The organism is Aeromonas sp. sif2416, assembly GCF_019218665.1.
Classification (GTDB): Bacteria; Pseudomonadota; Gammaproteobacteria; order Enterobacterales; family Aeromonadaceae; genus Aeromonas; species Aeromonas encheleia.
Genome location: NZ_JAHUXC010000014.1, coordinates 36,671 through 60,281 on the forward strand (window position 1 = coordinate 36,671; position 23,611 = coordinate 60,281).

General features: G+C 60.9%; 23 protein-coding genes and 1 pseudogene. 8 read left to right on the forward strand and 16 right to left on the reverse strand.

The genetic code is table 11. The features are described from left to right. Window positions 1-9 precede the first annotated feature (9 nt). The 7 genes from yidC to KW821_RS19245 form a co-directional block, all read right to left on the reverse strand. Window positions 10-1,656, reverse strand: coding sequence for a membrane protein insertase YidC (gene yidC / locus KW821_RS19215; RefSeq protein ID WP_042651573.1), 1,647 nt, complete (start codon window positions 1,654-1,656; stop codon window positions 10-12). Between the two features lie 5 nt (window positions 1,657-1,661). Further along, entirely contained in the window at window positions 1,662-1,910 is a 249-nt protein-coding gene (gene yidD / locus KW821_RS19220; protein ID WP_010672280.1) for a membrane protein insertion efficiency factor YidD, read from the reverse strand. Continuing rightward, on the reverse strand, window positions 1,877-2,236 hold the full coding sequence (rnpA, locus tag KW821_RS19225; protein WP_033129678.1) for a ribonuclease P protein component: 360 nt from the start codon (window positions 2,234-2,236) through the stop codon (window positions 1,877-1,879). Before rnpA ends, yidD begins: the two co-directional genes overlap by 34 nt. After that, window positions 2,236-2,373: a 50S ribosomal protein L34 gene (gene rpmH / locus KW821_RS19230; RefSeq protein WP_033129679.1), complete on the reverse strand. Its 138-nt coding sequence runs from the start codon at window positions 2,371-2,373 to the stop codon at window positions 2,236-2,238. The genes rnpA and rpmH overlap by 1 nt, the downstream gene beginning before the upstream one ends. Before the next feature lie 268 nt (window positions 2,374-2,641). Continuing rightward, window positions 2,642-3,376 carry an amino acid ABC transporter ATP-binding protein gene (locus tag KW821_RS19235; protein ID WP_218292556.1) on the reverse strand — a complete coding sequence of 245 codons (735 nt, stop codon included), beginning with the start codon at window positions 3,374-3,376 and terminating at the stop codon, window positions 2,642-2,644. Window positions 3,377-3,388: 12 nt separating this feature from the next. Continuing rightward, entirely contained in the window at window positions 3,389-4,057 is a 669-nt protein-coding gene (locus KW821_RS19240; protein WP_126623440.1) for an amino acid ABC transporter permease, read from the reverse strand. Then, the gene (locus KW821_RS19245) at window positions 4,058-4,816 is read right to left on the reverse strand and encodes an amino acid ABC transporter substrate-binding protein (protein ID WP_042651571.1); all 759 of its coding nucleotides are present in this window, start codon (window positions 4,814-4,816) and stop codon (window positions 4,058-4,060) included. Between the two features lie 309 nt (window positions 4,817-5,125). Between KW821_RS19245 and dnaA the strand changes: the two genes are divergently transcribed. From dnaA to gyrB, 4 genes are all read left to right on the forward strand, one after another. Beyond that, the gene (dnaA, locus tag KW821_RS19250; RefSeq protein WP_042651570.1) at window positions 5,126-6,496 is read left to right on the forward strand and encodes a chromosomal replication initiator protein DnaA; all 1,371 of its coding nucleotides are present in this window, start codon (window positions 5,126-5,128) and stop codon (window positions 6,494-6,496) included. A gap of 83 nt (window positions 6,497-6,579) precedes the next feature. Beyond that, window positions 6,580-7,683, forward strand: coding sequence for a DNA polymerase III subunit beta (gene dnaN / locus KW821_RS19255; RefSeq protein WP_042651569.1), 1,104 nt, complete (start codon window positions 6,580-6,582; stop codon window positions 7,681-7,683). A 2-nt stretch (window positions 7,684-7,685) separates the two neighbouring features. After that, window positions 7,686-8,789, forward strand: coding sequence for a DNA replication/repair protein RecF (gene recF, locus KW821_RS19260; protein WP_218292557.1), 1,104 nt, complete (start codon window positions 7,686-7,688; stop codon window positions 8,787-8,789). Then, window positions 8,786-11,200 (forward strand): DNA topoisomerase (ATP-hydrolyzing) subunit B, encoded by a 2,415-nt coding sequence (gyrB, locus tag KW821_RS19265; protein WP_218292558.1) that lies wholly within the window; start codon window positions 8,786-8,788, stop codon window positions 11,198-11,200. Before recF ends, gyrB begins: the two co-directional genes overlap by 4 nt. 193 nt (window positions 11,201-11,393) lie before the next feature. On the opposite strand, the gene KW821_RS19270 is transcribed toward gyrB, so the two are convergent. From KW821_RS19270 to KW821_RS19285, 4 genes and pseudogenes are all read right to left on the reverse strand, one after another. Then, complete coding sequence (locus KW821_RS19270) at window positions 11,394-11,774, reverse strand: VOC family protein (RefSeq protein ID WP_218292559.1); 381 nt, start codon at window positions 11,772-11,774, stop codon at window positions 11,394-11,396. Window positions 11,775-11,827: 53 nt separating this feature from the next. Further along, window positions 11,828-12,445, reverse strand: a pseudogene (locus tag KW821_RS19275) (helix-turn-helix transcriptional regulator). Between the two features lie 71 nt (window positions 12,446-12,516). Next, complete coding sequence (locus tag KW821_RS19280; RefSeq protein WP_218292560.1) at window positions 12,517-13,479, reverse strand: GlxA family transcriptional regulator; 963 nt, start codon at window positions 13,477-13,479, stop codon at window positions 12,517-12,519. 84 nt (window positions 13,480-13,563) lie between these two features. Continuing rightward, window positions 13,564-14,334, reverse strand: a complete 771-nt coding sequence (locus KW821_RS19285) for an MBL fold metallo-hydrolase (protein ID WP_218292561.1) — start codon at window positions 14,332-14,334, stop codon at window positions 13,564-13,566. Between the two features lie 269 nt (window positions 14,335-14,603). Between KW821_RS19285 and KW821_RS19290 the strand changes: the two genes are divergently transcribed. Both KW821_RS19290 and KW821_RS19295 read left to right on the forward strand, forming a co-directional pair. Next, window positions 14,604-15,017: an Hsp20 family protein gene (locus KW821_RS19290; protein WP_042651562.1), complete on the forward strand. Its 414-nt coding sequence runs from the start codon at window positions 14,604-14,606 to the stop codon at window positions 15,015-15,017. Window positions 15,018-15,098: 81 nt separating this feature from the next. After that, a complete protein-coding gene (locus KW821_RS19295; protein ID WP_218292562.1) occupies window positions 15,099-15,539 on the forward strand; it encodes an Hsp20 family protein in 441 nt (146 codons plus the stop codon). A gap of 53 nt (window positions 15,540-15,592) precedes the next feature. On the opposite strand, the gene KW821_RS19300 is transcribed toward KW821_RS19295, so the two are convergent. Continuing rightward, a complete protein-coding gene (locus KW821_RS19300; RefSeq protein ID WP_218292563.1) occupies window positions 15,593-16,843 on the reverse strand; it encodes a valine--pyruvate transaminase in 1,251 nt (416 codons plus the stop codon). Between the two features lie 282 nt (window positions 16,844-17,125). Between KW821_RS19300 and KW821_RS19305 the strand changes: the two genes are divergently transcribed. Beyond that, window positions 17,126-17,359 (forward strand): hypothetical protein, encoded by a 234-nt coding sequence (locus KW821_RS19305; protein ID WP_218292564.1) that lies wholly within the window; start codon window positions 17,126-17,128, stop codon window positions 17,357-17,359. Here KW821_RS19305 and KW821_RS19310 read toward each other — a convergent pair. Then, window positions 17,325-18,113 carry a helix-turn-helix domain-containing protein gene (locus KW821_RS19310; RefSeq protein WP_218292565.1) on the reverse strand — a complete coding sequence of 263 codons (789 nt, stop codon included), beginning with the start codon at window positions 18,111-18,113 and terminating at the stop codon, window positions 17,325-17,327. The genes KW821_RS19305 and KW821_RS19310 overlap by 35 nt on opposite strands. Before the next feature lie 92 nt (window positions 18,114-18,205). On the opposite strand from KW821_RS19310, the gene KW821_RS19315 reads away from it, so the two are divergent. Then, the gene (locus KW821_RS19315) at window positions 18,206-19,333 is read left to right on the forward strand and encodes a Bcr/CflA family efflux MFS transporter (RefSeq protein ID WP_218292566.1); all 1,128 of its coding nucleotides are present in this window, start codon (window positions 18,206-18,208) and stop codon (window positions 19,331-19,333) included. Window positions 19,334-19,429: 96 nt separating this feature from the next. On the opposite strand, the gene KW821_RS19320 is transcribed toward KW821_RS19315, so the two are convergent. The 3 genes from KW821_RS19320 to KW821_RS19330 form a co-directional block, all read right to left on the reverse strand. Continuing rightward, window positions 19,430-20,113 (reverse strand): response regulator, encoded by a 684-nt coding sequence (locus tag KW821_RS19320; RefSeq protein WP_218292567.1) that lies wholly within the window; start codon window positions 20,111-20,113, stop codon window positions 19,430-19,432. A gap of 84 nt (window positions 20,114-20,197) precedes the next feature. Next, window positions 20,198-22,786: a sensor histidine kinase KdpD gene (locus tag KW821_RS19325; RefSeq protein ID WP_218292568.1), complete on the reverse strand. Its 2,589-nt coding sequence runs from the start codon at window positions 22,784-22,786 to the stop codon at window positions 20,198-20,200. A 209-nt stretch (window positions 22,787-22,995) separates the two neighbouring features. Continuing rightward, a complete protein-coding gene (locus tag KW821_RS19330) occupies window positions 22,996-23,523 on the reverse strand; it encodes a potassium-transporting ATPase subunit C (RefSeq protein WP_218292569.1) in 528 nt (175 codons plus the stop codon). Window positions 23,524-23,611 lie beyond the last annotated feature (88 nt).

A 23,611-nucleotide genomic window follows, 5' to 3' on the forward strand; every position in this document is an offset into this window, starting at 1 on the left:
GGGGGAAGATCAGCTGCGGGTGTGCAGGCCTTTCTTCTCCAACTGACGGTAGATGATGGTCTGCTGGGTAATGGAGATGACGTTACTCACCAACCAGTACAGGGTCAGGCCAGCCGGGAACCAGAGGAACATGAAGGTGAAGATGATCGGCATGAACTGCATCACCTTCTGCTGCATGGGGTCCGTGATGGTGGTCGGGCTCATCTTCTGCAGGTACCACATGGAGGCACCCATGAGGATCGGCAGTACGAAGAAGGGGTCCTTCACCGACAGGTCGGTGATCCACAGGGCGAACGGCGCGTGACGCAGCTCGACAGACTCCATCAGCGCCCAGTACAGGGCGATGAAGATCGGCATCTGCACCAGGATCGGCAGGCAGCCACCGAGCGGGTTGACCTTCTCCTTCTTGTACAGCTCCATCATGCCCTGGGACATCTTCTGGCGATCGTCACCGAAGCGTTCCTTGAGCGCAGCCAGCTTGGGTTGCAGCATGCGCATCTTGGCCATGGAGGTGTACTGGGCCTTGGTCAGCGGGAACATGATACCGCGTACCAGCAAGGTCAGCATGATGATGGCCAGACCCCAGTTCTGGACGAAGCCGTGGAACACGGTCAGCAGCCAGTGCAGCGGCTGAGCGATGAACCAGAGCCAGCCGTAGTCGACGGTCAGGTCGAGGTGGTTTGCCACCTTGGCCATCTGATCCTGCAGCTTGGGACCGACCCACAGCTTGCTGGTCACTTCGGCCTGCTGACCGGCAGCCACGTCAACCAGCGGCGCCTTGTAACCTATGATGGCCTGGTCTTTACCCGGGATCACGCGGCTGTAGAAGCTGTTGGTATCCTCGGCATTCGGTGCCCAGGCGGAGACGAAGTAGTGTTGCAGCATGGCGACCCAACCACCCTTGGTGGTCTTGTTCAGGTCGGCATCCTTCATCTCGTCGAAGGTGTACTTCTTGTAGCGGGTATCTTCGCTGGAGAAGGCACCACCACGGTAGGCGCTGGCCACCATGGCATGACCTTCCTGGTCCTTCGGCGTGGTCACGGTCTGCTTCAGCTGGCCGTAGAACTGTACCTGGACGGGTGCGGCAGACTTGTTGTCGATCTTGTAATCGACGCCAATGGCGTAGTCACCGCGCTTGAGCACGAACTCCTTGGTGAAGACCACTCCCTTGCTGTCGGTCCAGGTCATCGGCACGACGACCTGATCCTGACCGTCGGCCAGCTGGTAGCTGGTCTGGGCGGCTTCGTAGGTGGGACGACCCTGAGCCTGGCTGTCCGGGCCATCACGACCCACCAGGCCGCTCTGGGCAACATAGAGGTGCGCAGGTTGGCTGGTCAGCAGGGTGAACGGCTGCTCCTTGCCTTCTTCCAGCTTGTGGGCCAGCAGTTCGGCAGAGACGATGTCACCGCCCTGGGTATCCAGGGTCAGCTTGAGCACGTCGGAGGAGACGGTGATCAGCTTGCGTGCGGTGGTGGCGTTGGCTTGCTCGGAAACCTGAGGAATATCACCGGTCTGACCGGCTTCAGGTACGAAATGTTCGGTTTGGGCCACGGTAGTCGGGGCCGGCTTCGGAGCCTTGTCGGACTCCCACTGTTGCCAGAGCAAAAAGCTCACGAACAGCAAACCGATCAGGAGTAAATTGCGTTGTGATTCCATAGTCTTCAGTTTCTTCGCTTTGGTTGCGGAACCGGGTCATAACCACCCTCGGATAAGGGATGGCATTTTAATAGACGTTTGCTAGCTAACCAAACGCCTTTTATGAAACCGTGAAGTCGGATGGCTTCTATCGCAAATTGGGAACAAGTCGGAGTGAAACGGCAGCGTGGCCCGAGCAGGGGACTAATGATTAGCTGATACAGGCGTATCAGTTTGATAGCTACCCATTGCAACGGCGTGACAGAGTGCGCCATAGCTTTTCCAGTAACTTGAACAACTCTTCGTTATCCATCTCTTTGACGCCGCCTTTGGCTATGACGACGATGTCGATAGCGGGCAGGTTGGCCTGATTGAGACGGAAGCTTTCCCGTACCACTCGTTTGACACGGTTACGCCAGACGGCACGCTTGAGTGCTTTTTTGGGCACGGCGAGGCCAAGACGGGGATGTTCGAGAGTATTGGGGCAAGCAAGAAGTGTAATTTGCGGAGAAGCGGCCCGGACAGGCTCGGCGAAAACGCGTTTGAAGTGTTCGGGAGTTAACAGACGTAACTCCCGAGAGAAGGTGTGCTGGGTAGGCATTAGACTACCAGGCGGGCACGACCCTTGGCACGACGAGCGGCCAGAACCTTGCGACCGTTGGCGGTAGCCATGCGGGCGCGGAAACCGTGAGAGCGCTTGCGCTTCAGGTTGGACGGCTGAAAAGTACGTTTACTCATGATTAGATTCCGTATTTCTGTACAGTTTTGATTGTCACACTGAGCCGACGCGCCAGCTATAGCGTGTGACGACTAGCAAAAGAGGCCGAATTCTAAACAGAGTTCGGCTTCCAGTCAATCCGCCGTACCCCCTCATCTTGCTCTAACTCGTGAAGAGGCAGCGAAAGTTGACAGGATCCGTAGGATCAAGGGCCCGAATTATACTGGCAACCCGGGGTTAAACAAGGATCCTCCAAGAAAAAAGGCGGCCAGGCCGCCAAAGAGAGAGCTATTTAAGTACTTTGCGCAGGAACTCCCGGGTACGGGGATCCTGCGGATCGACCAATATCTGATCCGGCGGGCCCTGTTCCACGATCCGGCCCCCCTCCATGAAGATCACCCGATCGGCGACATCACGGGCAAACTCGATCTCGTGGGTCACCACCACCATGGTCTGGTGCTGGCTGGCGAGTTGTTTCATCAGCCCGAGCACCTCGTCGACCCACTCGGGATCGAGCGCCGAGGTGGGCTCATCGAACAGGATCACCTTGGAGTGTGCCGCCATGGCGCGGCCGATGCCGACCCGCTGCTGCTGGCCGCCGGACAGCGACGCCGGGTAGGCATCCCGCTTCTCGGCGAGGCCGATGTCCTTGAGGATGCCGAGTGCGGTGGCACGTGCCTCCGCCTTGGGTCGTTTCCAGACGGTGATCAGCCCCTCGGCGATGTTGTCCAGCGCCGTCTTGTTGGCAAACAGGGCGTAGTTCTGGAACACGAAGGAGGCACGCTTGCGCAGCTCTATGGCCTGCTGCTCGCTGGCGTTGGCCAAATCCAGCTGCAGGTCATCGATGTCCAGCCGGCCCGCATCCGGGGTCTCCAGCAGGTTGAGGCAGCGCAGCAGGGTCGATTTACCGGTCCCGGAGGGGCCGATAATGACCACTATGTCCCCCTTCTTGACCTCAAGGTCGATGCCGTTCAGCACCTGATTACCGTCAAACGCCTTGGAGAGGCCCGTTAATTTAATCATGACAGACCTCCTTTAATAGGCGCGGTTCAGGTGCACTTCCAGCAGGTGCTGCAAGCGGGTGAAGATGATGACGACGACCCAGTAGACCAGGGCGACCGCCATGAAGCTCTCGAAGAACTTGAAGGAGGAGGAGGCCTCCATCTGCGCCTTGCCCATGATCTCCGCCACCCCCAGGGTGAAAGCCAGGGAGGTGCTCTTGATCATGTCGATGAAGTAGTTCATCAGCGACGGGGTCGCGATGCGGGCCGCCTGCGGCAATATGATCCGCTGCATCGCCTGATAGCGGCTCATGCCGATGCTGAGGGCCGCCTCCATCTGGCTCTTGTGGATGCCCAGAATGGCGGCGCGGATCGACTCGGCCATGTAGGCCGCAAAGTGCAGGGTCAGGCCGACGATGGCGGCGGTAAAGGCATCCATTCCCACGAAGATGGGGAACAGTTGTGGCAGGCCGTAGTAGAGCAGGAACAGCTGGACGAGCAGGGGGGTACCCCGGAAGAACGAGATGTAGAGCATCGCCAGCCAGTGGATCGCGGGGACGCGAAACACCCGTACTATCGCCAGGGTCAGCGACAGTACGAGTGCCAATGCGAATCCCCACAGGGCCATTTCCATCGTGGTGCCCAGGTATTTGAGCAGGATGGGAAACAGCCCCAGTGTGTACTCGAGATCGAATTCCATCATTTATTTGTTAGTGATGTCCGCTGCGAACCATTTTTCCGAGATCTTGGTCAGGGAGCCGTCTTTGCGCATGGCGGTGAGGGCGTCGTCGACCTTCTTCAGCACGGCCTGCTTCTCCGGGGTCTTCAGGAAGGGCAGGGCGTTCTCTATGGTCTCGAACGGCTTGCCAGCCTGTTGCAGCGGCAGCTTGGATTCCTTGATCAGCTGGGCGGTGGAGACGCGGTCCATCACGAAGGCATCGATGCGGCCCAGGGCGACGTCCTGCTCGAAGCTGGAGTCATAGGTGCGGATATCGATCTTCTTCTCGGGATCATTCTTGCGCAGCAGCTCTTCGAAGTTGGAGCCGAGGTTCACGGCGACTGTCTTGCCGGCCAGATCCTTGAAGCCCTGGATGGTGCTGTTGCCCTTGCGCACCACGATCTGGGCGCCGTCATAGACGTAGGGTTGGGAGAAGGCGTACTTGGCCTTGCGCTCGTCGGTGATGGTGATCTGGTTGGAGATGGTATCGACGCGACCGGTTTCCAGCATGCCAAACAGGCCGGAGAAGCTGGCGGTGACGAATTCCACCTTGTAGCCGGTGCGCTCACCGATCTGGTTCCACATGTCCACCTCGAAGCCCTGCAGCTTGTCCTGCTTGACGAAGGTAAAGGGGAAATACTTGCCGGACATGCCGACCTTGATGGTTTCCTGGGCGATGGCCTGGCCGGACAGGCTGGCCAGCAGAATGGCGGCGCCGGAGATCAGCTTGATGGTGGATGTCATGGGGATTCCTCTCTCTGTTGTTCTGTATTTTTAGTTGTAATCACGGGTTGGCGCTGATGTTATTGGAATAAAATATAAAGAATAAATGATATTTGGTTATATAAAATAACCGCGGCAGCATCGAATCATTCTGTCCACACCCCAGTCGGGGGCTGTGGGTAACTTTGGGGATGAAATCAGATCCTGGGGCGCTGGATCCTTGAAAGTCAAGGATCTTATTTGCTGGATCCGGGTGGCGGCAACTAGAGATCCAGCCGCTAAAAACGTAGAATAGCCGGTCTTTAGTTAATCAATTGACGGGAGTCTAGAGTGACTGCTTCGCTATGGCAGCAGTGCCTAAACCGGCTGCAAGATGAGTTGCCCTCGGCAGAATTCAGCATGTGGATCCGGCCGCTTCAAGCGGAGTTGAGTGACAATACTCTGACCCTGTATGCACCGAATCGCTTCGTTCTGGATTGGGTACGCGACAAGTACCTGCTCCGGGTCAACGGCATCATCAACGAGCTCTGCGGAGTCGATGGTCCCACCCTGCGTTTTGACATAGGTAATCGTCCCCATCCCGTCGCGGTCGCCAGAGCGCCGGCGCGGGGTGCTGCGCCTGTGAATAACTTGCAGAAGAGCTGGGAAAGCAAGACGGAAACCAAGCCCGAGCCGAACCACAAGAGCAACACCAACGTGAACTATACCTTCGAGAACTTCGTCGAAGGTAAGTCCAACCAGTTGGCCCGTGCTGCGGCCCGTCAGGTAGCCGACAATCCGGGTGGCGCTTATAACCCGCTGTTCCTCTATGGTGGCACCGGTCTGGGCAAGACCCACCTGCTGCACGCCGTCGGCAATGCCATCAAGGAGCGCAAGAAAGACGCCAAAGTCATCTACATGCACTCCGAGCGCTTCGTCCAGGACATGGTGAAGGCGCTGCAGAATAACGCCATTGAAGAGTTCAAGCGTTATTACCGTAGCGTCGATGCCCTGCTCATCGATGACATTCAGTTCTTCGCCAACAAGGAGCGCTCCCAGGAGGAGTTCTTCCATACCTTCAATGCGCTGCTCGAGGGTAACCAGCAGATCATCCTGACTTCGGATCGTTATCCGAAGGAGATCAACGGCGTCGAGGATCGTCTCAAGTCCCGCTTCGGCTGGGGCCTGACCGTGGCGATCGAACCGCCCGAGCTGGAGACTCGCGTCGCGATCCTGATGCGCAAGGCGGACGAGAACCAGATCCACCTGCCGGACGAAGTCGCCTTCTTCATCGCCAAGCGACTGAGATCCAACGTCCGTGAACTGGAAGGGGCCCTCAACCGGGTCATCGCCAACGCCAACTTCACCGGCCGCGCCATCAACATCGATTTTGTGCGTGAAGCGCTGCGCGACTTGCTGGCTTTGCAGGAGAAACTGGTCACCATCGACAACATCCAGAAGACGGTGGCGGAGTACTACAAGATCAAGCTGGCGGATCTGCTGTCCAAACGCCGCTCACGCTCCGTTGCCCGTCCGCGCCAGTTGGCGATGGCACTGGCCAAGGAGCTGACCAACCACAGTTTGCCGGAGATAGGTGATGCCTTTGGTGGCCGTGACCACACGACCGTTCTTCATGCCTGCCGCAAGATCGAGCAGCTGAAGGAGGAGAGTCACGACATCAAGGAAGACTATTCCAACCTGATCCGTACCCTTTCCTCCTGATAACAACGGTGAGTGGACAGATGCAGCGCGAATATTCCAACCTGATTCGAATCCTTTCGTCCCGATAACAACGGAGAGCACAGATGCAGCTCGAAATTAGCCGTGAGGCCCTGTTACGTCCTCTGCAACTGGTGTCCGGTGCCCTCGGTGGCCGGCCGACCCTGCCGATCCTCGGCAATGTCCTGCTCGATGTCAGCAACGGTCTGTTATCCCTGACCGGTACCGACCTCGAGGTGGAGATGATCGGTCAGGTCTATCTCAACAGCGACAGCCAGGATGGCCGCACCACAGTGCCGGCCCGCAAGTTGCTGGATATCTGCCGTGGCCTGCCGGAAGGGGCGGACATCCGCCTCAGCACCGAAGGCGAACGGTTGATCATCCGCTCCGGTCGTTCCCGCTTCAACCTCTCGACCCTGCCAGCGACCGAGTACCCGAATATCGAGGACTGGGAGTCCGTGCTCGAGTTCGATATCGGTCAGCTGGAACTGAAGAGGCTGATCGACGCGACCCAGTTCTCCATGGCCAGCCAGGACGTGCGCTACTACCTGAACGGCATGCTGTTCGAGAGCGAGGGCCACGGCCTGCGCACCGTCGCCACCGATGGTCACCGTCTCGCCACCTGCCGCCGTGAGGTGGTACAGGAATCGCTGCCCGATCATCAGGTCATCCTGCCCCGTAAAGGGGTGCTGGAACTGGTGCGCCTGCTGGAAGCGGAAGACAAGCCGGTACGGCTGCAGATCGGCCGCAGCAACCTGCGCGCCGCGCTGGATGGCTTTATCTTCACCTCCAAGCTGGTGGACGGTCGCTTCCCCGACTGGCGCCGAGTCATTCCGCGCAACAGCGACAAGGCCCTGATCGCCGGTCGTGAGGATCTGCGCCAGGCGTTCGCCCGCGCGGCCATTCTTTCCAACGAAAAATTCCGTGGGGTGCGTCTCAATTTGCAGCAACATCTGCTGCGCATCACCGCCAACAACCCGGAACAGGAAGAAGCGGAAGAGCTGCTTGACGTACAATACGAGGCCAGCGAGATGGAGATCGGCTTCAACGTCTCCTATGTGCTGGACGTGTTGAATACGTTAAAATGTGACCAGATCCGGATCAGCCTGAGCGATTCCATCAGCAGTGCCATTATTGAGGATTTTGATAGTCAAGATGCTCAATACGTGGTGATGCCGATGCGGATCTAGTCGTGTCCCTGGTCAAGCTCCAGCTCAGTGACTTTCGCAATATCCAGCAGGCCAGTCTCAAGCTGTCCCCCGGTCTCAATATCCTGGTCGGGTGCAATGGCAGCGGCAAGACCAGCGTGCTGGAAGCCATTCACTACCTCGGTCTCGGTCGTTCCTTTCGCACTCACCTGACCGGGCGGGTCATCCGCCAGGGGGAGCGGGCCTTCACCCTGTTTGCTCAGTGCGAGCTGGAGGGGCGTCAGGTGCCCATCGGGCTCGCCAAGGACAAGAGTGGTGAGACTCAGCTCAAGATCGCCGGGGCCCAGGCCCAGCGATTGGCCGAGCTGGCCGAGTTGCTGCCGGTCCAGTTGATCCATCCCGATGGTTTCAACCTGCTGACCGGCGGGCCTCAGGCGCGCCGGGCCTGGCTGGATTGGGGCGTTTTCCATCAGGAGCCGACCTTCTTCTCCCTGTGGGGACGAGTGCGGCGGCTGCTGAAGCAGCGTAACGCCTTGCTGCGCCAGAGCAGCCAGTATCGCCAGCTGGCGTTCTGGGATCAGGAACTGGTAAGGCTTGGGAGTGAACTGGCAGAGTTTCGCGCCAGTTATTGTCAGGCCATTACGCCCCTGATCAAGGAGATGACGGCGGACTTTCTGCCGGAATTCGACATCAGTCTCGGTTTCTATCGGGGCTGGGAGAAAGACCGCCCCCTCGGCGAATTGCTGGAGGCGGGGTTTGAGCGGGATCGCTCGCTGGGGTACACAGGGGTAGGCCCGCAGAAGGCCGATGTGCGACTCAAGGCGAACGGGGTGCCCGCTCAGGATATTTTGTCCAGGGGTCAGCTGAAGTTGTTGGTCTGTGCCATGCGACTGGCCCAAGGGCTCTATTTGAATCAACATAGCAGCCGCGGCTGTATATTTTTAATTGACGATTTTGCCTCTGAACTGGATGTCGACAAGCGCCGCTTGCTGGCCGCAAGGCTGAAGCAGTGTGCGTCCCAGGTGTTTATCACCGCCATCGACACCGGTCAGCTCGCAGACATGATGGATGCGAATGACTGCAAGTTGTTCCACGTGGAACAAGGCAAGATCTCCGAAACGTTAGAGAAGGCAGAGAGTAAGCTATGAGTGAAAATACTTACGACTCCTCGAATATCAAGGTGCTGAAGGGCCTGGATGCGGTCCGCAAGCGCCCGGGGATGTACATCGGCGATACGGATGATGGCTCGGGTCTGCACCACATGGTGTTTGAGGTCGTCGATAACTCCATTGACGAGGCTCTGGCTGGCTACTGCTCCGATATTCTGGTCAAGATCCATTCAGACGGTTCCGTCTCCGTGCGTGACAACGGTCGGGGCATCCCGGTCGACATCCACGAGGAGGAGGGCCGTTCCGCCGCAGAGGTCATCATGACGGTGCTGCACGCCGGCGGTAAGTTCGATGACAACTCCTACAAGGTGTCCGGTGGCCTGCACGGCGTGGGCGTCTCCGTAGTCAACGCCCTGTCCGACAAGCTGTTGCTGACCATCCGTCGTAACGGCCATGTCTATGAGCAGACCTATCACCTGGGCGAGCCGCAGGCGCCGCTCAAGCAGATCGGCGACAGCTCTTCCGGCACCGGTACCGAAGTACGCTTCTGGCCGAGCCCGACCATCTTCACCGATACCCTGTATCACTACGAGATCCTGGCTAAGCGCCTGCGCGAGCTCTCCTTCCTCAACTCCGGCGTGTCCATCCGCCTCGAGGATGAGCGTGATGGCCGCGAGATGCATTTCTGCTACGAGGGCGGCATCAAGGCCTTCGTCGAATACCTGAACCAGAACAAGACGCCGATCCACCCCAAGGTGTTCCATTTCTCCACCGAGCAGGACGGCATCGGCGTCGAAGTCGCCATGCAGTGGAACGATGCCTATCAGGAAGGGGTGTATTGCTTCACCAACAACATCCCGCAGCGGGATGGGGGTACTCACCTGGTGGGCTTCCGTACCGCGCTGACCCGTACCCTCAATACCTATATGGATAAAGAGGACTACAGCAAGAAGGCCAAGTCGGCCGCCAGCGGCGACGACGTGCGTGAAGGCCTGATCGCGGTCATCTCGGTCAAGGTGCCGGATCCCAAGTTCTCCTCCCAGACCAAGGACAAGCTGGTCTCTTCCGAAGTGAAGACCGCCGTTGAACAGGCGATGGGTGAGAAGCTGGGTGAATTCCTGCTGGAAAACCCGAGCGATGCCAAGATCGTGGTCAACAAGATCATCGATGCGGCCCGTGCCCGTGAGGCCGCCCGCAAGGCGCGTGAGCTGACCCGCCGCAAGGGCGCGCTGGACATCGCCGGCCTGCCCGGCAAGCTGGCGGACTGCCAGGAGAAAGACCCGGCCCTGTCCGAACTCTACATAGTGGAAGGGGACTCTGCTGGTGGCTCCGCCAAGCAGGGTCGCAACCGCAAGAACCAGGCCATACTGCCGCTCAAGGGCAAGATCCTGAACGTGGAGAAGGCCCGTTTCGACAAGATGATCTCCTCGCAAGAGGTGGGCACCCTGATCACCGCCCTGGGCTGTGGCATCGGTCGTGACGAGTACAACCCGGACAAGCTGCGCTACCACAACATCATCATCATGACCGATGCGGACGTCGATGGTGCTCACATCCGGACCCTGCTGCTGACCTTCTTCTACCGCCAGATGCCGGAAATCATCGAGCGCGGCTACGTCTTCATCGCCCAGCCGCCGCTGTACAAGGTGAAGAAGGGCAAGCAGGAGCAGTATCTGAAAGATGAAGATGCGCTGCTGCAGTACCAGACCTCCATGGCGCTGGATGGTGCGACCCTGCACGTCAACGAGTCTGCCCCGGCCATCGGTGGCGAGGCGCTCGAGCGTCTGGTCAACCAGCACCGCGCCGTCTCCCACCTGATCACCCGCATGTCCCGCCGTGCGCCGGATGCCGTGCTGACCCAGCTGATCTATCAGCCTGAGTTGAACGAGGCCCTGCTGGCCAGCGAGAGCGACCTGCAGGCCTGGTGCCAGAGCATGGAAGCCGTGCTCAACGAGAGCAACCACGGCATCCAGTACCAGATGCAGGTGCGTCGCGACGAAGAGCGCAGCCTGTTCGTGCCGCACGCCGTGGTGCGTCAGCACGGTGTGGATCGTGAATACGCGATCAGCTACGACTTCCTGCAGTCCGGTGAGTACCGCCAGCTGGTCTCCCTGGGCAAGGAGATCGCCAACCTGATCGAGGACGGCGGTTTCATCAAGCGTGGCGAGAAGGTCAAACCCGTTGCGAACTTCGTGGAGGCCGTCGACTGGCTGATGAGCGAAGGCAAGCGCGGCATCTACATCCAGCGCTATAAAGGGCTGGGTGAGATGAACCCGGAGCAGCTGTGGGAAACCACCATGGATCCGGAAGCGCGTCGCATGCTGCGGGTCACCATCGACGATGCCGTCGGTGCCGACCAGCTGTTCTCCACCCTGATGGGGGATGCCGTCGAGCCGCGTCGTGACTTCATCGAGACCAACGCCCTGCGGGTAGCGAACCTCGACGTCTAATTGACGCCGTCAGGCAGACAGTAAAAAGCCGGTCCTCGTGACCGGTTTTTTTATATCGGTAATTTGCGGGAGTGGAGCCGTTTGCTTGGGATGGCCCGCTTCCGGGTGGGCTTGGATCTTGATGGATGTTCCACGTGAAACACCGCACCTGATGATCATTTCCAGTCTGTCACGAGCCCGCCATCTGCTTTCGTCAGGCCAGCAGCTCGGGGGCCAGGCAGTAGAAGCGCAGACGATGGCCGTCCGGATCGAGCGCCATGCAGCTGTAGCCAAACTCCATTCGGGTTGGTGGCTGGGCTATGGTCAGGCCATGTGACTGCCATTTTGCAAACACGACATCGATGCTGGCATCGTCAGGCAGAGGGAAAGCCAGCTCCATGGTGCCGGCCCCTTGCGTGACCTTGGGCTCGACCGTGGTACTGGACCAGAGTGCCAGCCTGGCGCCCGACTCGAAGACGAACATGGCGAAGGTGGGGGACTCTTCGACCGGCGGGCGACCGAACAGTTCGTGATAGAAGAGGGCGCTGCGGGCCGGGTTGGCGACGTAGAGGATGGTGAACTGGGGGACAAGCATGATGACACTCCTTCTCACTGGGGAATGGCGCATCGGCGTGGGGGTCCCGACTGTCAGTTTCTGTCAGCAATGAATCTTGGCTGCGGGATCTGCTGGGTTGCTCGCCACTCCTTGAGCAGCAACACCCGACTCCTGGGGTAGCCGCACTCCTCCATGTGCATCTGGCTGATGCGATCCACCCGGAAGTGGCGAAAGCCCTACCGCAGTTCGCACCAGGCCACCAGGACCCGCACCCGATCGAAGTAGCCAAGAGCGAATGGCCAGACGGTGCGCTCTGAGCTCGCCTCTTTCAGATCGTGATAATGCAGGGTGACCTTGCGCTGCTGGCGGATGGCACCGCGCAGGGGGGCCTCGTCCGTGCGAGCATCGCTGCGGGCTCCGATGCTCAGTGCGCTGTCGGCATGGGCCACTACCCAGCGGGAGCCCAGAACCAGGGCTTCCAGCTCCTCTTCGCTGAACATCAGCGGAGGCAGCATAAAGCCGGGACGCAGCACATAGCCGATCCCCGGTTCTCCCTCGATATGCGCACCCTGGGCTTGCAGGGTCGCGATATCTCTATAGAGGGTGCGCAGGCTGATACCAAGCTGGCTGGCCAGTTCGGTGCCTGTGATGGCGTAACGGTGGCCGCGCAGCAACTGGAGCAGGGCCAGCAGGCGTTCGGAACGGGACATTGGGTGGCTCCTCGGGATCTATGGTCAGGGTGCCATGTTTGGGCGAGCCGGGACAGGGAGAGGAGGGCTATTCACTCCCTGCCGCCACGAAAGGCGCGTCGCCATTCGCTCGGCACTACCTTGAAGCGGGCACGAAAGTGCTGCCTCAGGGAGATCGCGGTCTTCAATCCCACCAGTTCGGCGATGCGCTCCACCGAGTGGTTGCTGGTCTCCAGCAGCTCCTGGCTGCGTCTGAGCCGCTCTGCCAGCAGCCATTCCCCGACGGAGAGGCCGGTCGCCTGATGAAAGCGGCGGGTGAAGGTGCGGCGGCTCATCAAGACCCGATCGGCCAGACTATCCAGGGTATGGGGCTGCGCCAGCTGAGCGCGCAGATGATCGAGCAGCTGGTTTATCCTGGCATCCTGGGTGGAGGCGGGCACAGGTTGCTCGATGAACTGGGCCTGGCCCCCTTCCCGGTAGGGAGGGAGCACCAGCCGTCGTGCCAGCTTGTTGGCGATCGCACTGCCATGACGCTGGCGTACCAGATAGAGGCAGCAGTCCAGCCCGGCGGCCGTGCCGGCCGAGGTGACCAGCCCATCGTCATCCACATAGAGGGCGTTGGTATCGAGCAATACACGGGGGAAGCGGCGGATGAAATCCTGCTCATACTCCCAGTGGGTCGATGCCCTGCGCCCCTCGAGCAGCCCCGCATAGGCGAGCACATAGGTACCGAGACAGAGCCCCACCACCTGTGCGCCTCGGGCGTGGGCCACCACCAGCGCATCGAGCAGCGGCTGGGCGGGTCGCTCGGCCGGATCGCGCCAGAAGGGAAGTATGATGATGTCCGCCTCGGCCAGCCCTGCCAGGCCGTGAGTGACCTCGATACGAAAGCCCTGGGATGAGCCGGGTTGGCTGGTGGCGTCGCCGGCGCAGAGCCTGAGCTCGAACAGTGAGTGGCCCGGCATCATGCTATCCCCGAAGATGAGGCAGGGCACCGAGCAGTGGAAGGGGCTGAAATCATCGAAGGTCACGACGGCGACTATCGGGGTGGACATGACGGCGGACTCCTCTGCTCGTGGAATGGCGATGATAATCCCTGGATGTGCAAAGTCGAAGGGCCATATCGGCCCTTCGACTCATCACAGCGAGAGGGTCTCGCCGTCGGCTGGCACCAGCACCCGCGCCGTCATGCCGTGTTCGTCGAGGAAGTCGCGCAGCTCATCCCGTGACAACACCGCATGATTGACGGCTTCCATGTGGCTGGCGATCAGGGTGGCTTGCGGCGCGGCCAGATAGACGGCTCTTACATCCTCCTTGCCCATGATGATGGAGCCGAGCCCCGGCACCCGGGCATCGCCGCAGTTCAGGATGACCACCTCGGGTCTGTGCTGTCGCAGGCTATGTTCGACCATCTCGTTCCAGACGGTATCACCCGCCAGATAGAGGCGCTTCTCGTCGGGATGGGAGAAGATCACGCCGCACACCTCTCCCAGCCGTTCACCCAGCACGGCCATGACATCGTCGCTGCCGTGCTGGCCTTCGGTCCGTTGTAGCCGGATACCGGCAAACTCTGCCGACTCGTCCAGCAGACGCACATCATGGAAGCCGCAGGCCAGGATGCTGTCGGCATCCTTCTGGTGCTGCACGAACAGCGGGAGATGTTTGGGGATCTGCTGCTGTGCGGCCAGGTCCCAGTGGTCAGGATGATCGTGGGTGACGATCACCGCATCCACATCGATGAGTTCCGCCAGGGGCAGTGGCAGCTCGACCAGGGGGTTGCGAAGGTGGCTGTTGGCCGTCCCCTCAAAGCCCGGGAGGCTGTCCTTGGCAGACAACATGGGATCGATCAGAAAGCGGATACCGGCATAGTCGATCAGCAGGGTGGCGTTACGAACCTGGGTAATGTGCATAGCATTGCATCCTTGGTGGCGGCTGAGTGTGCCACCAGTATGACGAGGGATGCGGGGAGCGATGAGTGGCCCACGGGTCGATTATCGATACTATCGGGCCAAGGGTGGGTCGAAATGGTTAGACGCAATTTTTTCAACTTTTTCCCTTGAAAGCCAAAACGCCGGCCCTATATAGGTAACGAGGCCGGAACGCTCGACAGAGGTTTCGACCTGGGGCCCGTCCATCAGGAGGGCAAACAATCCGTTATCGCTCACAAGAGGATAATACTATGCGTTCTATCGATTTCTCTCCGCTCTATCGTTCTGCCATTGGTTTCGACCGTCTGGCCAATCTCATCGAATCTGCGGCCAGCAATGGCAATGCCGGTTATCCCCCCTACAACATCGAGCAGCTGGGTGACAACGACTACCGCATCAGCATGGCGGTGGCGGGCTTTACCCAGGAAGAGCTGGAGCTGAGCTTCCAGGAAAATCTGCTGACGGTGAAGGGCAGCAAGCAGGCCGATACCGAACGCAACTATCTCTATCAGGGCATCGCCGAGCGGGGTTTCGAGCGTCGCTTCCAGTTGGCCGACTATGTGCGGGTGAAAGGGGCCGATCTGAAGAATGGCTTGCTGCACATCGAGTTGGCGCGTGAGGTGCCTGAGGCCATGAAGCCGCGCAAGATAGAGATCAATGGCTAATGCCCTTATTTGACCAAGCTTCCTGGCGCCGATGACGGGCCTGTGAAGATCCAACCTGTTGCTTATTAAAAGGATAGGATTATGCGTAACCTCGATTTTTCTCATCTCTATTCCAATGCCGTCGGCTTCGAGCGGATGGCCCGTGAGCTGGAAGGCCTGTTTGACCAGAAGACGGCGGCCTATCCCCCTTACAACATCGAGAAGCGGGAGCACGACAGCTACCGCATCACCCTGGCGGTGGCGGGCTTCGAGCGTGAAGAGCTGGAGCTGGAGACCGAGAATGGCACCCTCAAGGTGAAGGGTCGCAAGGCGACTCCCGCCGGGGAGCGTCAGTTCCTCCACCAGGGTATCGCCGAGCGTGACTTTGAGCTCGCCTTCAAGCTGAGCCAGCATGTCGAGGTGCGGGATGCCCGGCTGGAGCATGGTCTGCTGACCATAGATCTGGCCCGCGAGCTGCCCGAGGCGCTCAAGCCCCGTGCCATCCCCATCGGACAAAGCGAGCAGTTGGCCCTGTCCAACTGATCCCGGAACGAAAAAAAGGCCTGCGATTGCAGGCCTTTTTTGTTGGCTGAAGGTCAGTCTGCGTAGAGGCCGTTGATCTCCTCGGCCAGGATGGCGATGCCACGGCGCACCAGATCCTCGCTCTGGGAGTAGTTGAGGCGGATGCACTCCTGGCTGTGGCGCCACTCGGGATCATCGATGCCGGGGAAGAAGTAGTGACCCGGCACGATCAACAGGTTCTTCTCCTTCAGGCGCTCATAGAGTGTCTGGCTGTGGATTGGCAAATCCTCAAACCAGAGCCAGAGGAAGAGGGCGCCTTCCGGCTTGTGGATGTGGAAGCGGGGATCCGGGATGGCCTCGCGCAACAGCTGCACCGCCAGCTCGGCCTTCTGCCGGTAGAAAGGCTTCACCACCTGCTCGCTCAGGGTGATGATCTCGCCACTCTCGATCATCGGAATGGTGAGGGCTGGCCCCAGGCTGCCCGGTGCCAGGTTGATGATGCCGCTCAGATTGGTGATGGCCTGGATGATCTTCTCGTCGGCGATGACGATGCCGCAGCGGGTACCCGGCAGACCCAGCTTGGAGAGGCTCATGCAGAGGATGGTATTGGCATTCCAGAACGGCTTGGCCTCGCTGAAGATGATGCCGGGGAAAGGCACCCCGTAGGCGTTGTCGAGCAGCAGTGGAATGCCCTTGTCGCGGGCGATCTGATCGAGATGCTCGATCTCCTCGTCGGTCAGCACATTGCCGGTGGGATTGGTCGGGCGGGAGACGCAGATCACCCCGATGTCGTCGCCGACCTGCAGGCTCTCGAAATCCACGTGGTACTTGAACTGACCGTCTGGCAGCTTCTCTATGGTGGGCTTGTAGGCCACGAAATGGTCGTCGGCCAGCGCCGAGTCGGCATAGCCGATGTATTCGGGAGCCAGGGGGAACAGCACCTTCTTCTTGCGGCCATCGGCGAACTCACCGGCCAGCAGGTTGAACAGATAGAAGAAGGCATTCTGGCTGCCGTTGGTCAGGGCGATGTTGCGAGCCGAGATGTCCCAGCCTAGCTCTCTCTTGAGCAGGGCGGCCAGCGCCTTGGTGAACCTGTCCTTGCCTTGCGGGCCATCGTAGTTGGCCATGGCTTTTACCAGCTCGCCATTGTCGAGCAGGGTCTTGGCTTCGGCTTGAAAGCGTTCCAGCATGGCGGGGATCGGGGCTGGATTGCCGCCACCCAGCATGATGGCGTCCGGATTGGTCAGCCCCTGATTGAGGTCATCCATGAGTTGAGTAATGCCGGCGTGGCGAGTGAACTTCTCGCCGAACAAGGAAAATTCCATTCGGTGACGGATCCAGATTGGGTTACGGGGATGTAGCACCATAGCTCAGTTTAAAAGCGGGTGTCGATCAAAATAACCGGACGTTCCACGTGGAACATGGACCAAAAATTAAGCGTGGTAAAAAACACCACTTATAGGTTTAAAAGTGACCAATCAGATCGGTGTACATGCTTGATTAGGTACTAAAAATATCATTAATTTAAACAAAATCATGATGTTATAAATTTGGCACGACTATTGGAATAGTTATCTGGTCATCTCAACCATACCGGAGAACACTAGATGAAAACCCTGATCGCCGTCCTGATGCTGAGCACCCTGAGCCTGAACGCCATGGCCAACGAGATCCCCAGACCCGAGCTGGATACCGTCAAACTGGGGCAGGAGATGCTGGCCCAGCAGCAGGCGGCATCTTATACCGTGGTGCAAGAGGCCCTCGGCAATCTCAAGCCGTTGGCACTGGATACCCTGGTGGTGGAGGCTAGCTCGGCCGATGAGACTCACCCAGAGAGTTGAGATGGCGCAGCGGGGTCTGCCCCGTGTGCTGCTTGAAGAAGCCGATGAAGGCGCTGTCGCTGGAGAACTCCAGCTGCGCCGCGACCCGGCTGATGGGCACGGCCTCGGCCAGCAGCTCCATGGCGCGCAGCAGGCGCCACTGCTGGCGCCAGGCCTGATAGCTCATGCCGGTGTCCCGCATGAAGATGCGACCTATGGTCTTGTCACTGGCACCCACCCGCTCGGCCAGCCGGTTGAGCCGAGCGGGCAGGGTGTCACCCCCTGTTATCTCCCCTAGCCAGGCTGCCAGGCGCGGATCGGACGGCAGCGGCAGTTGCCAGGATTCCTGCGGTGCTTGCGCTAATTCCTCCATGAAGAGTGCCAGCGTCCGGCTCTGCTCCCGCTCGGGTTTGTCCCATGACCAGAATGCCATCCGCTCGATGATCTCCCGCAGCAGCGGGTTGACCGCCATCACCTGCACACTGGTGGGCAGCTCTGGCAGTGGCGTGAAATAGAGGGAGCGGTAGGCCACCACCCCGCGCATCAGCACCCTATGGGGGGTGCCCGCCGGTAGCCAGGCAGCCCGACTGGGCGGCAGCAGGCAGAGCCGATTATCCAGCTCGATGCTCATGCAGCCGGACTGGGCAAACAGCAGCTGGTGGCGTTGATGCCGGTGTAGACCCGAGTCATGCCAGCCCAGCGCGGAGGCGATGCCGATCACGTCGCCAGCCAGCCGATCCGGGTCAAAAGGGTGATCGGGGAGAATAAAGGCCATATGTCCGATTACTGATGTTTATAGTCCTGGATATTGTAATCAGACATTCCGCATCTCTCTAGACTGGCAGCCTCTCGTTGAGGAGGTTTGTCATGAACAACAAGTTGCCGCCGCGCTGGCTGATGGTCGGATTGATGATGTTTCCCCAGATGGTGGAGACCATCTACAGCCCGGCGCTGACCCATATCGTTAGCCAGTTCCGGGTAAGCGACGGCCAGGCGTCCCAGACCCTGTCGGTCTATTTTCTGGCATTCGCGCTGGGCGTCGTCTGCTGGGGGCGGCTGTGCGATCTGATCGGGCGACGCCCCGCCATGCTGGCGGGTCTGCTCACTTACGGGCTAGGCACCCTGCTGGCGCTGCTGGCCAATCAATTTGAAACCTTGCTGCTGGCCAGGGTCATCTCGGCCTTCGGCGCCGCCGTGGGATCGGTGGTGACCCAGACCATGCTGCGCGACAGCTATCAAGGCGGCGAGCTGGCCCGCATCTTCTCGGTGATGGGGGTGGCGCTCTCCCTCAGCCCCGTGCTGGGGCTGGTGAGCGGTGGCCTGCTGGCCGAGCGGTTTGGCTACCTCGGTGTCTTCGGCAGCTTGTTGCTGCTGGCCCTGGTGCTGGGGCTGGCTGCCAGCTGGCGACTGCCGGAGACCCGCCCATCGACCATGACCCGAGTCGCGCTGTGGCCACTGGCCTGCCGTATGGTGCGGGATGCCGGGCTCTGGCGCAGCGCCCTGCTGGTCGCCCTGTTCAACTGCATGCTGTTCGGCTACTACAGCCTGGCGCCATTTCTGTTTGCCGAGCAGGGCAGGCAGAGCAGCGAGTTTGGTTACTCCGGCCTGGTGTTGGCGCTGGCTACCCTGCTCGGCAGCCTGCTGAACCGGTATCTGCTGGGCAAGGGATGGTCGCCGGCGTTGCTCATCCGGCTGGCGACCTCTCTGGCGTTGGGTGCCGGGCTCGCGGTGTGGGCGAGTCAGGTGACCCTCTGGTTCCTGCTGCCCATGATGGGAGTGGTGGTGGCCTTCGGGGTCGCGATCCCGAACGTGCTGAGTCAGGCCTTGCTGGCCTATCGGGAGGTGGCGGGCAGCGCCGGTGCCCTGTTCGGGCTGAGCTATTATCTGCTGCTCAGCCTGGGGCTGGCGGTGGCGGCGGCCTTGCAAGATCTCGGTCTCTTGCTCAGCGGCTGTGGCTTGCTGGCGCTGCTGTGCGCTTGGCGGCGTTCCACGTGAAACATCAGCTGCCGATGAAACGGTAGCCGATGCCGGATTCGGTTTCGATCAGGTTGGGTTGCTGGGGCTGTTGCCGCCCAGCTACTTACTGAAACATCAGCTGCCGATAAAACGGTAGCCGATGCCGGATTCGGTCTCGATAAGCGTCGGTTGCTGGGGGTTATCCCCCAGCTTCTTGCGCAGGCTGGCGATGACGATACGCAGGTAGTGGGTATCCTCCTTGTGGCTCGGTCCCCAGATGTCGTTGAGCAGCTGGGTCTGCATCACCAGCTTGCCGGGGTGGCACACCAGCGCCTGCAGCAGGGCGAACTCCTTGCGCGACAGGGGGATCTCCTCGTCGTGCAGGCTCACCTTGTGGCTGCTGGCGTCCAGGCTCAGGCCACAGTGCGGGAAGTGGCGGCACTCGCCACTGCTGACCCCGGCCCGTTGCCGCAACAGGACCCGGATCCGCGCCATCATCTCCTGGATGCCGAACGGCTTGCTCATGTAGTCGTTGGCCCCCGCGTCCAGCAGCCGCACCTTCTCCTGCTCCGAATCCCGCGCCGACAACACCAGCACGGGGTGCTGGTGGTGCTCGCGGATCGCCTGCAAGATCTGGATGCCATCCCCATCGGGCAGGCCGAGATCCAGGATCACCAGGTCCGGGTTGAGGTGGCGATACTGCTCCAGCCCGTCGTTGACGCCGACCGCCTCGCTGACCTGATGGCCTTCGGCGATCAGGCTGATGCGCAGGAAGCGGCGGATCGCCATCTCATCATCAATGACCAGAATATGAGCCATCTGGCCTCCGGGCGAACAGGGGGGGATGGCACTGGCAAGGGAAGAGGACCGCCTCCATGGCGCCAGTACAACGAATGCAATCCATCACACCTCCGGTGAGTTGAGAGCGAGCGGCAGGGAGAGGCGCATGCAGGTGCCGTTGCCGTTGGGGCCGGAAAATGCCCAGATACGGCCGCCATGAGCCTCTATCATAGCGCGGGAAATGGCGAGGCCAAGCCCGGTGCCACGGCTGCCGCAATCGCCGACCGGCTGGGTGTAGAACAGATTGAAGATCTTGTCCCGATCCGACTCGGCGATGCCGACCCCGATGTCGATGATGTCGATGATGAGATCCGGCGTGGCCAGCATCACCTTGAACTCGATGGGGGTGCCGGCCGGTGAGTAGCGGGAGGCGTTGTCTAGGATGTTGACCAGCACCTGCTCGATCAGGGCACCGTGCACATAGAGCTGGGGGATCTGCTGATCGAAGTGGATCAGCAGCTTGTGCTGGCGCCAGGAGGATTCGAGCCGCTTGCGGGCACTCTCCACCAGATCGGCCAGATCGACCCAGTCCCGCTTCAGCTGGAAGTCCGGCGAGCCGATGCGGGTCATGTCCAGCAGGTTCTGCACATAGCCGTGCAGGCGACGGGCCTCGTCCTGCACCGAATGCAGCAGTTCGCTGCGATCCTCCGGGCTTATCCGGTCACCATATTCCAGCAGTGTGCTGCCGGCCCCCATGATGGTCGCGAGCGGCGTCTTCAGATCGTGGGAGACGGAGGAGAGCAGGGCGGCACGCATCCTGTCGGTCTCCGCCTGCAGCTGGCTGTCGGCCAGCCGTTCGTTCAGGTCGATCCGGGCCAGGGCGGCGCGGATATCGGTGAGCAGCGCCTGCAGCTGGTGCTCGGCCGAGGAGGCGAGGGGGTTGCTCAGCCGGATGCCCAGCACCAGCTCGTCGGTGAGGTGGTGATACTGGGCCTCGGCCGCGTTGAGGGTCGCGGTGTGGGCCCCGGCGCTCAGCTTCTGGGCCAGACACCAGTCGATGGCCGCCTTGTCGGTCTGGCCCGGCGGCTTCTGCTCGTCTCCCGCCCGGTACTGGTAATCCTCATCGAGGGCGAAGACGGGCTGGCCCAGGGCCCGCGAGATGGCCTGGGCGCCTTGCCGCAGCACCTCTTCCGGGCTGCTGGCGGTGGCCAGCCCCTGGCTGAGGGAGAGCAGGGCGTTGCCGAGCTGCTGGGTCTCGCGCAGGCCCACCAGCTGCTGGCGCTGGCGGGAGGCGAGCCGCCCGGCCGCCATGCCGACGATGAGCAGCACGAACAGGTTGAGCAGATCGCTGTGACTGGCCACGCTCAGGGAGAAGTGGGGGGCGGTGAACAACAGGTTGTGGGCGACGAAGCCCAGCACCGCCGCCAGGATAGCCGGCACCAGGCTGGTGGAGAGCGCCGTGGCCAGCACCCCCAGCACGAACAGCAGTGGCAGGGAGGCGGGCGGCAGCCAGTGGGAGAGACCCCAGGCGGTGGCCGAGGTGATGCCCATGATCAGCAGGGCCAGCAGGCTCTGGCGAATATCCTTGGGATCCGAGGGATGCAGTCCCAGGCTCGGTTTGCGTTTCTCGGTGTCGACCAGGGTGATCTCGAGTCCCCGCGCCTGTTTCAGCAGATGCTGCACCAGGGAGCGGCGCCAGGGCGCCTTGTGGGGTTTGCCGAGCAGCAGTTGCGACACCTGCTGCTGTTCGGCTGTCTCCAGCAGGGTATCGGCGACCGCTGGGCTGGAGAGGGTCAACACCTTGGCCCCCAGCTGGGAGGCCAGTGCCAGCGCCTGCTCCAGCTCGGCCGTGCGGCGTCCCTTGCTGTCCACGTGGACCACCAGCCAGGGCAGCTGACGGCGCTGGGCGAAGCGGTGACCGTAGCGCACCAGGGATGAGCCGTGCTGATCGCCTAGGCAGACCATCAGCTTGCCCCGCAGCGGCTGGGTGGTCTTGCCTGCCGCCTGCCACTGCAGTTGCAGATCCCCCTCCACGTGGCTGGCGGCCGTCTGCATCGCCAGCTCGCGCAGGGCGGTCAGGTTGTTGAGGGAGAAGAAGGATTGCAGGGCGGCCTTGGCCTGATGGGGCACATAGACCTTGCCCTCCTTGAGCCGGCCGAGCAGCTCCTTGGGGGGCAGGTCTATCAGTATGATGCTGTCCGCTTCCAGCAGCACCTGATCCGGCAGTGTCTCCTTGACCCTGACCCCAGTCAGTTGCCACACCAGATCGTTGAGGCTCTCCAGGTGCTGCACGTTGAGGGTGGAGTAGACGTCGATGCCGGCACCGAGCAACTCCTCCACATCCTGCCAGCGCTTCTCGTGACGGCTGCCCGGGGCGTTGCTGTGGGCCAGCTCATCCACCACGGCGATGGCGGGCTTGCGTGCGAGCAAGCCATCCAGATCCATCTCCTCCAGCCGTTGCTGGCGGTGGAGATGGATCTTGCGCGGCTGGATGGCGAGCTTGTCGAGCAGGGCCAGGGTCTCCTGGCGCCCGTGGGTTTCCACCACCCCGATCAGGATATCGACCCCTTCCCTTGCCTGTTCCCGCACCGCCTGCAGCATGGCGTAGGTCTTGCCGACGCCGGGCGCGGCGCCGAGAAAGACCTTCAGCTTGCCCTTGTGTTCCTGCTCCAGGCTCGCCAGCAAGGCGTCGGCCCGTACCTCATCACGCATCCCCGTACTCCCGCTCCTGGCTTGCCAGCAAGGCACCAGCCTTTGCCTCATCACGCATCCCCGTACTCCCGCTCTAGGCTTGCCAGCAAGGCACCAGCCTTTGCCTCATCACGCATCATTATCCTTATCGAGCAACTGCAGGCTCGGCTCGAAAACGGGGATCGCCGGCAATGCCGTACCCTTGCCGGCTGAGCCAGCCAGAACCCTCATCATGCGTCCTTGTCCTTATCTAGCCAGAGATTCAGCTGGAGAATGTTGACCACCCGGGGGCCAAGGATACCAGCTTGCGCCCCGGACTGAACCCGCTCCGTCAAGGCGGCGGGATCCAGCCCACGCCGTTTGGCGATGCGCTCCACCTGGGCCTGTACGGCATCCAGCGGCAGATGAGGATCCAGGCCGGAGGCGGAGCGGGTCAGCAGGGTTGGCGAGGGGTCACCGCCCTGCACTTTGGCTTCTGCCTTGGCGAACTCGGCCCGCAGCGGTGAGCTCATGCCCAGATTGGATGCGCCACCGCCTAGGGTGGCGAAGTCGCTGGCGGAGGGGCGGGAGTGGAAGTACTCGGCTCGCTCGAATTTTTGCGCCAGCAGGGCACTGCCGATCAGCTGTTGTTTGCCGTTGGTCAGCTGGCTGCCGTTGGCCTGCCAGGGGAACATCAGCTGGGCCAGCCCGGTCACCGCCAGCGGGTAGCCGACGCCCAGCAGCAGGGTCAGGGTCAGCAGGGTTCTGATTGCTATCATGATTTTCTTGCTCCAAACAGATTGATGGGGTGCAGGCCAGGCTTGCACCCCGCTATGTCGTTACACCAGACCCAGGCCGGTGATGACC

Excerpts from the sequence above, each read along its gene's own strand:
- KW821_RS19310 (WP_218292565.1), bottom strand. The coding sequence starts at position 18,113 with ATGGCCTTTATTCTCCCCGATCACCCTTTTGACCCGGATCGGCTGGCT.
- KW821_RS19240 (WP_126623440.1), bottom strand. The coding sequence starts at position 4,057 with ATGATGGAATTCGATCTCGAGTACACACTGGGGCTGTTTCCCATCCTG.
- KW821_RS19285 (WP_218292561.1), bottom strand. The coding sequence starts at position 14,334 with ATGCACATTACCCAGGTTCGTAACGCCACCCTGCTGATCGACTATGCC.
- KW821_RS19290 (WP_042651562.1), top strand. The coding sequence starts at position 14,604 with ATGCGTTCTATCGATTTCTCTCCGCTCTATCGTTCTGCCATTGGTTTC.
- KW821_RS19315 (WP_218292566.1), top strand. The coding sequence starts at position 18,206 with ATGAACAACAAGTTGCCGCCGCGCTGGCTGATGGTCGGATTGATGATG.
- gyrB (WP_218292558.1), top strand. The coding sequence starts at position 8,786 with ATGAGTGAAAATACTTACGACTCCTCGAATATCAAGGTGCTGAAGGGC.
- KW821_RS19325 (WP_218292568.1), bottom strand. The coding sequence starts at position 22,786 with ATGCGTGATGAGGTACGGGCCGACGCCTTGCTGGCGAGCCTGGAGCAG.
- KW821_RS19245 (WP_042651571.1), bottom strand. The coding sequence starts at position 4,816 with ATGACATCCACCATCAAGCTGATCTCCGGCGCCGCCATTCTGCTGGCC.
- KW821_RS19330 (WP_218292569.1), bottom strand. The coding sequence starts at position 23,523 with ATGATAGCAATCAGAACCCTGCTGACCCTGACCCTGCTGCTGGGCGTC.
- KW821_RS19320 (WP_218292567.1), bottom strand. The coding sequence starts at position 20,113 with ATGGCTCATATTCTGGTCATTGATGATGAGATGGCGATCCGCCGCTTC.
- KW821_RS19295 (WP_218292562.1), top strand. The coding sequence starts at position 15,099 with ATGCGTAACCTCGATTTTTCTCATCTCTATTCCAATGCCGTCGGCTTC.
- KW821_RS19270 (WP_218292559.1), bottom strand. The coding sequence starts at position 11,774 with ATGCTTGTCCCCCAGTTCACCATCCTCTACGTCGCCAACCCGGCCCGC.
- yidC (WP_042651573.1), bottom strand. The coding sequence starts at position 1,656 with ATGGAATCACAACGCAATTTACTCCTGATCGGTTTGCTGTTCGTGAGC.
- KW821_RS19280 (WP_218292560.1), bottom strand. The coding sequence starts at position 13,479 with ATGTCCACCCCGATAGTCGCCGTCGTGACCTTCGATGATTTCAGCCCC.
- rpmH (WP_033129679.1), bottom strand. The coding sequence starts at position 2,373 with ATGAGTAAACGTACTTTTCAGCCGTCCAACCTGAAGCGCAAGCGCTCT.
- rnpA (WP_033129678.1), bottom strand. The coding sequence starts at position 2,236 with ATGCCTACCCAGCACACCTTCTCTCGGGAGTTACGTCTGTTAACTCCC.
- KW821_RS19235 (WP_218292556.1), bottom strand. The coding sequence starts at position 3,376 with ATGATTAAATTAACGGGCCTCTCCAAGGCGTTTGACGGTAATCAGGTG.
- dnaN (WP_042651569.1), top strand. The coding sequence starts at position 6,580 with ATGCAGCTCGAAATTAGCCGTGAGGCCCTGTTACGTCCTCTGCAACTG.
- KW821_RS19305 (WP_218292564.1), top strand. The coding sequence starts at position 17,126 with ATGAAAACCCTGATCGCCGTCCTGATGCTGAGCACCCTGAGCCTGAAC.
- yidD (WP_010672280.1), bottom strand. The coding sequence starts at position 1,910 with ATGGCGCACTCTGTCACGCCGTTGCAATGGGTAGCTATCAAACTGATA.
- KW821_RS19300 (WP_218292563.1), bottom strand. The coding sequence starts at position 16,843 with ATGGAATTTTCCTTGTTCGGCGAGAAGTTCACTCGCCACGCCGGCATT.